Annotated in this window: 10 protein-coding genes, 2 tRNA genes and 1 pseudogene; 5 read left to right on the top strand and 8 right to left on the bottom strand. The window is 69.6% G+C overall.

Annotation, left to right across the window (positions count from 1 at the left end; genetic code table 11):
- Positions 1–356: 356 nt before the first annotated feature.
- Positions 357–431: transfer RNA gene (locus WCD84_RS12605), tRNA-Val, on the bottom strand.
- Positions 432–489: 58 nt separating this feature from the next.
- Complete coding sequence (locus WCD84_RS12600) at positions 490–1,023, bottom strand: DUF4142 domain-containing protein (protein WP_343281572.1); 534 nt, start codon at positions 1,021–1,023, stop codon at positions 490–492.
- Positions 1,024–1,198: 175 nt separating this feature from the next.
- On the opposite strand from WCD84_RS12600, the gene ku reads away from it, so the two are divergent.
- From ku to WCD84_RS12585, 3 genes and pseudogenes are all read left to right on the top strand, one after another.
- Positions 1,199–2,149 carry a non-homologous end joining protein Ku gene (ku, locus tag WCD84_RS12595; protein WP_343255347.1) on the top strand — a complete coding sequence of 317 codons (951 nt, stop codon included), beginning with the start codon at positions 1,199–1,201 and terminating at the stop codon, positions 2,147–2,149.
- A gap of 114 nt (positions 2,150–2,263) precedes the next feature.
- On the top strand, positions 2,264–3,319 hold the full coding sequence (locus WCD84_RS12590) for an SDR family oxidoreductase (protein ID WP_343281571.1): 1,056 nt from the start codon (positions 2,264–2,266) through the stop codon (positions 3,317–3,319).
- A 25-nt stretch (positions 3,320–3,344) separates the two neighbouring features.
- Positions 3,345–3,521, top strand: a pseudogene (locus WCD84_RS12585) (HupB); the annotation flags it as partial.
- Positions 3,522–3,567: 46 nt separating this feature from the next.
- On the opposite strand, the gene WCD84_RS12580 reads toward WCD84_RS12585, so the two are convergent.
- A complete protein-coding gene (locus WCD84_RS12580) occupies positions 3,568–4,854 on the bottom strand; it encodes a DUF445 domain-containing protein (RefSeq protein ID WP_343281570.1) in 1,287 nt (428 codons plus the stop codon).
- A 103-nt stretch (positions 4,855–4,957) separates the two neighbouring features.
- On the opposite strand from WCD84_RS12580, the gene WCD84_RS12575 reads away from it, so the two are divergent.
- A complete protein-coding gene (locus WCD84_RS12575) occupies positions 4,958–5,404 on the top strand; it encodes a DUF4410 domain-containing protein (RefSeq protein ID WP_343281569.1) in 447 nt (148 codons plus the stop codon).
- Between the two features lie 63 nt (positions 5,405–5,467).
- Here the strand turns inward: WCD84_RS12575 and WCD84_RS12570 are convergent.
- Positions 5,468–5,543, bottom strand: a tRNA-Phe gene (locus WCD84_RS12570).
- Between the two features lie 151 nt (positions 5,544–5,694).
- On the opposite strand from WCD84_RS12570, the gene WCD84_RS12565 reads away from it, so the two are divergent.
- Entirely contained in the window at positions 5,695–6,147 is a 453-nt protein-coding gene (locus tag WCD84_RS12565; protein WP_343278157.1) for a DUF6491 family protein, read from the top strand.
- Here WCD84_RS12565 and WCD84_RS12560 read toward each other — a convergent pair.
- From WCD84_RS12560 to ftsY, 4 genes are read right to left on the bottom strand one after another with little or no spacing between them, the layout of a single operon-like run.
- Entirely contained in the window at positions 6,123–6,398 is a 276-nt protein-coding gene (locus WCD84_RS12560) for an oxidative damage protection protein (RefSeq protein WP_343281568.1), read from the bottom strand. The two genes, WCD84_RS12565 and WCD84_RS12560, sit on opposite strands and share 25 nt — an antisense overlap.
- Complete coding sequence (gene mutY / locus WCD84_RS12555) at positions 6,395–7,486, bottom strand: A/G-specific adenine glycosylase (RefSeq protein ID WP_343281567.1); 1,092 nt, start codon at positions 7,484–7,486, stop codon at positions 6,395–6,397. Before mutY ends, WCD84_RS12560 begins: the two co-directional genes overlap by 4 nt.
- The gene (locus WCD84_RS12550) at positions 7,483–8,727 is read right to left on the bottom strand and encodes a hypothetical protein (protein WP_343281566.1); all 1,245 of its coding nucleotides are present in this window, start codon (positions 8,725–8,727) and stop codon (positions 7,483–7,485) included. Before WCD84_RS12550 ends, mutY begins: the two co-directional genes overlap by 4 nt.
- Complete coding sequence (gene ftsY / locus WCD84_RS12545; RefSeq protein ID WP_343281565.1) at positions 8,724–10,079, bottom strand: signal recognition particle-docking protein FtsY; 1,356 nt, start codon at positions 10,077–10,079, stop codon at positions 8,724–8,726. Before ftsY ends, WCD84_RS12550 begins: the two co-directional genes overlap by 4 nt.
- Positions 10,080–10,115: the final 36 nt, after the last annotated feature.

Raw genomic sequence — 10,115 nt, 5'->3', positions numbered from 1 at the left:
GTGCACAGGGGGTGTGCGTACAGCCGGCCATGGATGGCCGGCGGCCGGCCTTGGGAGCAGGACGCGGACAGGCCGGGGGAGCACACCCCCTGTGCACGGGACGGGCAGCGCGGGCTAAAACGGAGAAATGCGCGGCACGGGCAGCAAGGAATCAGGACTGAGCTGCTCCAGACGCAACAAGTGGCCCAGCACTGTCGTCGATCGCGGCTGTAGCCGCTCCCACAGGCTGGGGAGGCGCCGCTCCCACAGGTTGGGGAGGCACCGTGCCACGGGATTGGCCCCGGGCGGCGTGCGAGCCTTGGTTGGAGAAGAACCAATAAAATGGCCACCCGCAGGGGTGGCCATTTCGATTCAACTGGTGGGCGGTGCAGGGATCGAACCTGCGACCCTTGCCGTGTGAAGGCAATGCTCTACCGCTGAGCTAACCGCCCCAAGCAGGGCGCGAAGTATACGGTATAGCCCTGGGGCTGTGGCAAGCGCCGCTGGGGTTCAGGCCGTCGCCTGCGGCGCGTGACGCGCCCCGGTCCGCGACGAAGCGCGCCGCAGATCCTCCATGGTGCGGGCATGCTCGCGCAGGGTGGAGAGCGCCCCGGATGCCAGTGCGGCTCCGGGACCGTCGGCATCGGCCGTGCGTTGATACAGGCGGATCGCCCCGGCATGGCCGCGCGCCATGTGCCGCAGCCAGGCGCGATCGTAGGCCGCGCCCTGGTGGTCATCGAGCGCGTGCAGCGCCTTGCGCTGGCGGTCATCCGGTTCCGGGAGATCGCTGCCGGCGGCGTCGGCAAGGCCTTGGTTGAGCTGGCCGTGGTCGTGCTCAAGCTGCTGCGCGAAGCGCCTCAGTTCTGCCGATGCGCCGCGCAGCTGGGCGGAACGCGCGGCCTCGACATCGGCAACGCCGCGTTGCAACGCCTCCTGGAAGAACGAACCGGCAGCCTGCGTTCCGGCCTGGCGATTGTTGAAGGCTTTCCAGGCCGCGACGCCGGCGCCGGCGAGCATCGCGAGTCGGATGGCTTTGAGAATCATGGGGGACTCCTTTCGGGTGGGGGTGACCCGGTGCAGCACAGCAATCCGTGGGTCGGGCAGGCGTGAAGACCGGCGGTGCCCGCGCATGCTTCACGGCCCGGCCGTCGGACTTCACCGCTGTCTCACCGCGCCGCGCCTAAGGTCGGCGGTCCGCCCCCACCGCTGCGAGGCCACCATGGCGCGACCGATCTGGACCGGCACCCTGAGCTTCGGCCTGTTGAACGTGCCGGTGTCCTTGATGTCCGGCGAGCGGCGCGTGGACCTCAGCTTCCGCATGCTCGATTCGCGCGACAACCACCCCGTGCGCTATGAGCGGGTCAACGCCGAAACCGGCGAGGAGGTGCCCTGGAAGGACGTGGTCAAGGCCTTCGAATACGACAAGGGCAGCTACGTGGTGCTGGAGAAGGACGACATCCGTTCGGCGGCGTCGGAGAGCCACGAAACGGTGGAGGTGGAGAACTTCATCGATGCCACGGACATCCCGCCGCAGTTCTTCGAGAAGCCCTACATCCTGGTGCCCGCGAAGAAGGCGGAGAAGGGTTACGTACTGCTGCGCGAGACCCTGCGCGACACCGGCAAGGCCGGGATCGCCCGGGTGGTGGTCCGTACCCGCGAATACCTCTGCGCGGTGCTGCCGCAGGGTGATGCCCTGATCCTGATGCTGCTGCGCTATCCGCAGGAGATCGTGGACCCCGCCGACCACCGGCTGCCGGAGGGCAACACCGGCGACTACCGGATCACCGACAAGGAGCTGGAGATGGCCAAGCAGCTCATCGAGTCGATGAGCGGCGAGTGGGATCCCTCCGGCTACAAGGACGAGTTCCGCGAGCGCCTGGAGAAGGTGATCCGCGACCGCATGAAGTCGCAGGGCGTGGTCGCCAGGCCCGATGACGAAGAGCGCGATGTCCCGGAGGATGCGACCACCAACGTGGTCGACTTCATGGCGCTGCTGGAGAAGAGCATCGGCAGCAAGCGGCGGACGCCGGCCAAGAAGGCCGCCAAGGGCGCGAAGAAGTCGGCTGCGAAAGCCGCGAAAAAGACCACGAAAAAGGCCGCGAAGAAGAAGACCGCAAAGGGCGGTTCGTCACGCAAGGCGGCGAAGGCGCCCGCGCGCAAGGCTGGATGAGGCATGCGCGGTGCGCGCGCCGTCGCGGCGTGACGTGGCCTGCACGCGGCGATGACGTCGCGGCAACGCAGGCGGCGCTAGCGTCCAGGGCCACGTCCGGTGGTGGAGTGTCCAATGGCAGCGAAGAAGGCAGCGAAGAAGGCAGCAAAGAAGACGGCGACACGCGCGGCAAAGAGCCCGCAGACCGCAGCGAAGCATGTGGATGCCAGCCGCACCGTCGAGCGTCAGCGCGATATCCAGCAGCAGGCCGGCCAGGCCGCGAAGCGCGCGAAGAAAAAGGCGCCGGCGAAGAAGAAGGCTGCCCAGGCAGGCACGCGCCGCCAGCCGACCAACCCGATGCCGGAGCAGCACCTGGCCAAGCCGGGCAACGAACACGCGCTGGATCTGCAGCCGCGCTTTCTGGCGCCGGACTACGCGGGCAGCGGCAAGCTTGAAGGCATGGTCGCCATCGTCACCGGTGGCGATTCGGGCATCGGCCGGGCGGTGGCGGTGCTGTTCGCGCGCGAGGGTGCGGACGTCGCCGTGCTGCACCTGGCCGAGGACGCCGACGCCGAGGAAACCCGGGGCCATGTCGAAGCCGAAGGAGGGCGCTGCCTGGTGATCGCCGGTGACGTGCGCGACCCGGAATTCTGCAAAAGCGCCGTAGGCAAGGTCGCCAAGGCCTTTGGCAGGCTCGACGTGCTGGTCAACAACGCGGCCTTCCAGCAGCACGTCGAGCGGCTGGAAGACCTCACCGACAAGCACCTCCAGGAAACCCTGCAGACCAACCTCGCCGGCTACTTCCACATGGCGCGCGCCGCGCTGCCGCACATGGAGGAGGGCGCCAGCATCATCAACACCGGTTCGGAAACCGGGATCTTCGGCAATCCGAAGCTGCTCGATTACTCCGCGACCAAGGGGGCCATCCATGCCTTTACGAAGTCGCTTGCCAGCAACCTGCTGGGCCGCGGCATCCGCGTGAACTGCGTGGCACCGGGGCCGGTGTGGACCCCGCTCAATCCCGCCGACAAGGCGGCGCCGGACGTGGCCGACTTCGGCAAGGACAGCGACATGGGTCGCCCCGCGCAGCCGGAAGAGCTGTCGCCGGCCTATGTGTTCCTGGCCTCGCCGGTGATGTCCTCGTACGTGAACGGCGCGATCCTGCCGGTGATGGGCGGGCCGCGCGGATGATCCATCAACAGCCCAGGAGGCCGTCATGAGCCGTGGAGACAAGTCGTCGTACACCGACAAGCAGAAGCGCCAGGCCGAGCACATCGAGGACAGCGAGCGCGAGCAGGGGCGGTCGAAGGAAGATGCCGAGCGCATCGCCTGGGCCACGGTGAACAAGCAGGACGGCGGCGGCAAGAAATCCGGGTCGGGTCGCAAAGGCTCCTAGCCCGCGCGGGAATGCCGCTCGACGTGCGCTTGCGTGGTGCCGCTCACACCAGCCGCTGGATGCCGTGCACCAGGACGTACAGGATGCCGCCGATCAGCGCGCCCACCGCGGTGCCGTTGTAGCGGATGAACTGCAGGTCCGAACCGACGGCGAGCTCGAGTTCGCGGGTCAGTTCGTCGGCGCTCCACTGCCGCACGCGCTCGACGATGAAGCCGCGGATGCCTTCGCGGTAGCGCTCCACCTCGGGCAGGATCAGGTCGACGATGCCGCCGTTGATCCACGCCCGCATGTCGTCGTCGGCCGCCAGCCGTGCGCCGATCTCTGCGCCCACGCTGGCGGTGCGCGCCGCGATGGCTGAATCCCCGCGCTGCACGTCCTCGCGGATCCAGCTGCCCAGGTCCTGCCACAGGCTGCGCAGGTAGCGGGACAGGTCCGAGTCCTCGATCAGCTGGTCGCGGAACGCGTTCACGCGCTCCTGCAGGCCGGGATCGTCTTCCAGGCGCAGGATCAGGCGCTCGAATTCGACGCCGATGCGCTGGCGCATCTCGTGGTCGCGGTCGCTGGCCATGTCGTTGAGCATCCCGCTCATGCCGGCCACCAGCTTGTCCGCGACCTTGTCGGCCACCACGCCTTCGAGCTTCAGGTAGCGCAGCACGTTCCACAGCTCGCGCGAGGCCATGTCGGAGATGCGCGCGCGGGTGCCCGGCGCGGCCAGCACTTCGCCCGCATACGCGAGGCCCGCATCGACCAGCGCCTGGTGGCGTCCTTGGTCGGTGAGTTGGCGCAGCACCACCGCGACCACGCCCGACAGGTCGACCTGGCGCAGGCGGGCATCGGCGATGCGGTGCAGGAAGCGGTGCAGCTCTTCGCTGTCGAGGGCGTCGAGGATCCGGGGCAGGGCGTTGGCCACCGCACGGCCCATGGCCTGCGAGAACGCGGAGTCGGCGAGCTTGGCGGCGACGGAGCCGGCGATGTCCATCGTCTGCAACTTGTCGGCCACCTGGCGGGTGCCGAGGAAGTTGTCGCTGATGAAGTCGGCCAGGCTTGCGCCCAGCGCGTCCTTCTTCGACGGGATGATCGCGGTATGCGGGATCCAGCCCATGCCCAGCGGATGGCGGAACAGTGCGACCACGGCGAACCAGTCGGCCAGCCCGCCCACCAGCGCCGCCTCGAACACCGCGGCCATGAAGCCGAAGGCCCAGTGCGGATGCGTCCGTTCCAGCACCGAGACCACGAGAAGTGCGAGGCCGGCAAACACCAGCAGCGCCAGTGCGATGGCCTTGCGCCTGCGCAGTGCGGCTTCGCGGGGGTCGAGGACGGGGGGCGGCATCGGCACAGGTTAGCGCGCGCGGCGGATGCCCGGGTCAGCCCTCATTGCGGGGTGGATCCGGCGGGGGATACCGTGTGGCAGTGAATCAGGTCAGGAGTCATGCATGAAAGCATTCCACGCGATCCTCCTCGGCGCCCTGCTCGCCGGCTGCTCGACGACCAGCGTCGTGCACCAGCCCTACACCGCAGCCGACAACCAGAAGTATTCGTTCGAGATAAAGAACAATGGCGATGCGGACGCGGAGGGCCTGGGCACGCTTGAACGGCACCTGGGGCAGAAGCTGAAGGAGCGCGGCCTGTTGGCCGAGGGCGGGGACGCGGTCAAGGTCGAGGTGACCCTTACGCATTTTCGCCTGCGTTCCGACGGTGCGCGGCTCTGGGCCGGCATCATGGCCGGCCGCGACAAGGTCGCCAGTACGGTCCGCCTTGTCTCGTCGGACGGCCGCGTGCTGGGGCATTTCGACGTGGAGACCTTCAACGCCTCGGCATGGCTGACATCGGCCGGACTGCTGGAAAACCACGCCACCGAGATCGTCGACCGCTTGCAATAGCGGCGGTCTGGTTCCGGCCGGAAAGCAAAAGGGCCTGCACTGCTGCAAGCCCTTCGATTCGCATGGTGGCCGGGGAGGGAATCGAACCCCCGACACGGGGATTTTCAATCCCCTGCTCTACCAACTGAGCTACCCGGCCACTGGCGAGCCCGGAATGATACGGCAGCGGCCGCAGCCGAGGCAAGACCGTATCGGCGCTGAACGCAGCTTGCGATTGCCGCGGTTGGCGTATCCGGCAGGGTTCATGATCGGAACGGGAATGACATGCCGCGCCGCGGCAGGAGGACATCATGCAAGGCAGGATCTTCGCGGCCGCCGCCGCGCTGGGCGGACTGCTGGCGCTGGGTGGCTGCGCCACCGGTTCGGGAATGAGCGACGCTGAAAAGCTCGCCAGCTACGAAGCCGCCGCCGGTGCGCCGGTGAAAAGCTTCACCTACCTCGGCCGCATCAGCGGCTGGACTCCCCTGGACGAACGCAATATCGCCGTGTGGACGCGGCCGAAGGAAGCCTGGTTGCTTGGTTTCAGCGGCCCCTGCCTCGACATCGAATACACGCCGGCCATCAGCCTCACCAACCAGACCGGGCGCGTCTATGCGGGCTTCGACAAAGTGATCGTTCGCAACCGGTCCTCGATGCAGATGCCGTGCCGGATCGCGCAGATCCGCCCGCTTGATACGGCACGGATCAAGGCCGCCGAAAAGGCGGCGCGGGACGAGGCTCAGTCGGCGCCTTCGGGGACGTAGCCCGCGGGCCTGTCGGCGCCGCCGCCGAACAGGAACTTTTCCATCTCGCGCTCGAGAAACGCACGGTGCTCGGGGTCCATCGGCGACAGGCGGTTCTCGTTGATCAGCATCGTCTGGTGCGCAAGCCAGGCCGCCCAGGCGGTCTGGCCGATGCCTGAGAACACGCGCTTGCCGAGTTCGCCCGGCCACGGCACGAAGGCCAGTCCCTGGACCTCGCGCTTCTCGTATTCGCAGTAAACGGTGCGGCTCACGGTTGATTCTCCTGGTCGGTGGCGAACTGCGCCTGGATCAGCGTCCTGACCGGTGCCGGGATGCCGAGCCCGGCAAGTGCATCGCGGGAGACCCAGCGCAGGTCGTCATTGTCGCGCACCACGCCCGCGGCGGCGACCGCGCGCCAGCGCCGCGGATGCATGTTGAAGCGGTAGTGGCTGAAGGCGTGCGCGATCGTCGCCAGCGTTTCGCCGCGGCCGTGGTGGCCGCCAAGGTTCGCCTGCAGCCAGTCGTGCGCGCCGGCCTCGTCGATGGCTTCGGGAAGCGACCACAGCTGTGCCCAGACGCCTGCCGGCGGGCGGCGCTGGAGCAGGATGCGGCCTTCGTCGTCGTGCAGGAGCAGCAGCAGGGCCTCGCGGGTGGGCAGGGGCTTGCCGGGTTTCGGCGTGGGCAGCTCGTCGGTGCGTCCCTGCGCAAACGCCGTGCATCCGGGGCGCAGTGGGCACTGCCCGCATGCCGGCGAATGGCGGGTGCAGAGGGTGGCGCCGAGGTCCATTTGCGCCTGCGTGTAATCGGCCAGCCGGGTGTGGGGCAGGTGGCCTTGCGCAAGCTGCCACAGCCGCGTCTCGATGACGGCCTGGCCCGGCCAGCCGTCGACTCCGTGGTAGCGGGCGAGGACGCGCTTGACGTTGCCGTCGAGGATGGCGAAACGGTCGCCCCAGGCCTGGGCGAGGATGGCGCCGGCGGTGCTGCGGCCGATGCCGGGCAGGGCGATGAGTGCGTCGAAGCTGCGCGGCAGCTCGCCGCCGTGGTCTTCGGCACAGCTGCGGGCGGCCTCATGCAGGTTGCGGGCGCGTGCGTAGTAGCCGAGCCCCGACCAGAGGGCGAGGACGTCGTCGCGCGGCGCGGCGGCGAGTGCCGACACCGTCGGCAGTGCGGCGATGAAGCGTTCGAAATACGGCAGCACCACGCGTACCTGGGTCTGCTGCAGCATGATCTCCGACAGCCAGACGCGGTAGGGCGTGCGCGGATGCTGCCAGGGCAGGTCATGGCGCCCGTGGGCATCGAACCATTCCAGCAGGGGCGCAGCGAAGGCGTCGCGGGCATCGGCCCGGACCTTGGCGCTCATTGCGGGTCTCCCGGCTCGATGCTGATTTCAAGGCCGTGCAGCGTGCCGCCAGGGACCTCGATGCGCGGCGCGCTGGCGCGGGCACGGAGCGGTGGCAGCGGCGATCCGGACGCCGCGGCATCCATCCAGTCGAGAACTTCAAACGTGCGTGCGTCGATGTCGGCACGCGCCTGGTCACGCGAGAGGTGCAGCCTGGCCGGATCGGACAGGTCGCTCGCGCCGGCGTAGCCGAGCGAAAAGGCGAGCGCCGAGGTCGACGCGCCCAGCGGCGCCGGCAGCGCCGGCCATGCTTCAGGCCAGTCGGCCATCGCGCCTTCGAGTTCCAGCAGCAGCGCCGGCCCGAGTGCGGCGCGGCCGCCGGCATCGAACACTGGCACGACGCCATCGCCGCGCAGGGCAAGGGCGAGTGGAACCAGCGTCCAGGTGCCGTTGCGCAGGCGCAGGGGGCCGTGCGCGCCAAGGGCGAAGGCAAGCGGCTCACCGTCGCCGCGGAATTCCGCGCGGGCGCCGAAGCGCAGCGGCGTGACGTGCACGCGACCGTCTGCGATCCGCAGCGGCCCGGAAGCGGTGATGTATGCGGGCAGCGTCCAGCCCGCGTGCTCCACGTTCACCCGTCCCTGCACGCCGATGCCGGCGCCGTTCGCGGGCCTGCTTGCGGCCAGCTGCAGGTCGAAGTGGATCCGCGCGGGCGAGGCGAGGGCGAGGCTGCCGCGGGCGTGCGCGGCCAGCGGCGCATCGGCGCGGAGACCGGGCAGTCGAAGCTGCAGGTCATGCACTTCCCAGCCGTGGGCGAGCACGCGGCCGTCGCGCACGGTCACGCCATCGGACAGGGACGGCAGGCCGCCGCCGCCCGGCGGGCGCGAGGCCAGCCATGCCTGCAGCCGCGGCAGGTCGAGGACCGGAGCGTCGAGTTCGATGCGCTCGAGCGCCAGCGGCGCGGCGCGGGTGCGCAGGCTTGACCACGGCAGTGCGACAAGCACGCGCGACGCACGCAGCAGCGGCTCGGCTTCGCCGGGGCGGCGTACCGCGACCGCATGCACTTCCAGCATCGGCGTGCCGCGCAGGCGGTAGCGCGCTTCGCCCTCGAAGCTGATGTCCAGGCCAAGGCCATCGCCCACGCCACCAAGCACCAGGCGGGCCAGGCGCTGCGGCTGCATCACGACCGCCGCCGCCAGCACGAGCAGCAGCAGCGCGATTCCAGCGATGCCCGCGGCGAGCGCGAGCCCGCGACGCGGCTTCACGCCCCCAGCGCCTCCGGCAGCAGGGCGTCGACGAAGGCCTCGGCGTCGAACACGCGCAGGTCTTCGGGGCGCTCGCCGATGCCGGCGAAGCGGATCGGAATGTTGAATTCGCGCGCCAGCGCGAACACCACGCCGCCCTTGGCCGTGCCGTCGAGCTTGGTCACCACCAGGCCGGTGACCCCGGCGGCGGCATGGAAATGGCGCAGCTGGCTGAGCGCGTTCTGGCCGGTGGTGCCGTCGATCACCATCAGTACTTCATGCGGCGCGCCGCCGTCGAGCTTGCCCAGCACGCGCTTGATCTTCGAGAGCTCGGCCATCAGGCCCTGCTGCGTATGCAGGCGACCGGCGGTGTCGGCGATCAGGATGTCGCTGCCGCGCGCGCGCGCGGCCTGCAGGGCGTCGAAGGCTACGGAGGCGGCATCGGCGTCCTGGCCCTGGGCGATCACGGTCACGCCGTTGCGTTCGCCCCAGGCCTGGAGCTGGGCCACGGCGGCGGCGCGGAAGGTGTCGCCTGCGGCCAGCATCACGCCGCGGCCCTCGTCCTTGAAGCGCTTGGCGAGCTTGCCGATGGTGGTGGTCTTGCCGACGCCGTTGACGCCGACGGTCAGGATCACGAACGGCCGGTTGGCGGCGTCGATGGCCAGGGGACGCGCGACCGGCTCGAGGAGTGCGATGAGGTCGGCGCGCAGGGCGTTGCGCAGCGCAGGCACGTCCGCGAACTCGCGCGCCTTCATGCGCTTGCGCAGGGATTCAACCAGGCCGGTGGTCGCGGCGACGCCGACATCGGCGGTGATCAGCGCGGTTTCGATTTCGTCGAGGAGGTCGTCGTCCAGGCGCGGGTTGCGGGCGAACAGACCGCCGAGGCCGCGGGCGATGCCGCTGCCGCTGAGGCGCTCGCGCCAGCCGGGCTTTCCGGGGGCGGCGGCGGGTTTTGCCTGCGTGGTCGAGGAGGTATCGGCTGCGGTGGAAGGTTCCACGAGGGCCGAAGGAGCATTCGCCGCTATAGCGGCTCCCACAAGGGCGGGGGCGCTTTCTGCAGGGGCCGAAGGAGCATTCGCCGCTGTAGCGGCTCCCACAAGGGCGGGGGCGCTATCTGCAGGGGCCGGGGGAGCATTCGCCGCTGTAGCGGCTTCCACAAGGGCGGGGGCGGTGTCCGGCACAGGGGTCGGCGGGAGCGGCTGCGACATCGGCGGCGGCTGCACCGGAGCCGGGTCGGCGGCGGCGGCGCCCATGGCCCTCGCGGCTTCGATGGCCTCTGCAGCGGCGCTTGAAGCGCTTGAGGCGGTGCCGTCGTCTTTCCCCTGCTTGGCCTTGTCGGCGTCGGGTTTCCAGCGGCGGAAGAAGCTGACCATCACGAATCGGACCAGGCAAAAAAGGGGGAGGGTGCG

This window comes from Luteimonas changyuni, assembly GCF_039548395.1.
Taxonomy (GTDB): domain Bacteria; phylum Pseudomonadota; class Gammaproteobacteria; order Xanthomonadales; family Xanthomonadaceae; genus Luteimonas.
The sequence above is the reverse complement of the archived record's forward strand: the minus strand, read 5'-3'. Positions and strand labels throughout refer to the sequence as shown.

Bases quoted from the DNA above. Each gene is read 5' to 3' on its own strand.
- WCD84_RS12580 (WP_343281570.1), bottom strand. From the start codon at position 4,854: ATGCCGCCCCCCGTCCTCGACCCCCGCGAAGCCGCACTGCGCAGGCGC.
- ftsY (WP_343281565.1), bottom strand. From the start codon at position 10,079: ATGGTCAGCTTCTTCCGCCGCTGGAAACCCGACGCCGACAAGGCCAAG.
- mutY (WP_343281567.1), bottom strand. From the start codon at position 7,486: ATGAGCGCCAAGGTCCGGGCCGATGCCCGCGACGCCTTCGCTGCGCCC.
- WCD84_RS12565 (WP_343278157.1), top strand. From the start codon at position 5,695: ATGCAAGGCAGGATCTTCGCGGCCGCCGCCGCGCTGGGCGGACTGCTG.
- WCD84_RS12590 (WP_343281571.1), top strand. From the start codon at position 2,264: ATGGCAGCGAAGAAGGCAGCGAAGAAGGCAGCAAAGAAGACGGCGACA.
- WCD84_RS12575 (WP_343281569.1), top strand. From the start codon at position 4,958: ATGAAAGCATTCCACGCGATCCTCCTCGGCGCCCTGCTCGCCGGCTGC.
- ku (WP_343255347.1), top strand. From the start codon at position 1,199: ATGGCGCGACCGATCTGGACCGGCACCCTGAGCTTCGGCCTGTTGAAC.
- WCD84_RS12600 (WP_343281572.1), bottom strand. From the start codon at position 1,023: ATGATTCTCAAAGCCATCCGACTCGCGATGCTCGCCGGCGCCGGCGTC.